This window comes from Clostridium sp. CX1 (assembly GCF_025398335.1).
Classification (GTDB): Bacteria; Bacillota; Clostridia; order Clostridiales; family Clostridiaceae; genus Clostridium_AM; species Clostridium_AM tanneri.
In genome coordinates this window covers 1-445 of record NZ_JAODOO010000063.1, presented here as the reverse complement: position 1 = coordinate 445, position 445 = coordinate 1, and the positions used below count along the sequence as shown (strand labels likewise).

At 35.1% G+C, this 445-nt stretch carries 1 protein-coding gene; it reads right to left on the bottom strand.

Annotation, left to right across the window (positions count from 1 at the left end; translation table 11 throughout):
* Window positions 1-141: 141 nt before the first annotated feature.
* Window positions 142-445 (bottom strand): hypothetical protein (locus tag N4T77_RS20150; protein WP_261673645.1); only part of this gene is annotated, 304 nt, incomplete at its 5' end.

Here is a 445-nt window from a genome sequence, read left to right as displayed (position 1 = left end):
AGCTTCATTAAGATTATTATAATATTCTCCATATATGCTTACCTTTCTATAGTCACTTTTTGCTACAATTACACTAGATACATACTGCCAATCATCTATATCTTCATTAAAAGGAATTACAAACCAATCAGCTTCAGTAGATTATTTTTCTAGGCCAACTCCCAATGCAAAGCGTCTGGCTTCTTCATCAGGTACAGATTCCTCACTTAAAGCTACTGAACTCCCCTTTGCCCAACCAGACACTATAAAACTATCTCCTGCTTTACCTGAAATATTAAATTCCTGTGATATATTCTTTTTCTTTCCTACAACTCCAACTATTTTATATGCTGTTTTTCTATCAACAGTAGATGCTAGTTTATCGCCGCTATCAGATTCTGGGTTTTGTCTCCATGGAAATGGATCTGTAAGAGAGTAAGAAAAGTCTGCGTTTTCTACTAGGTTA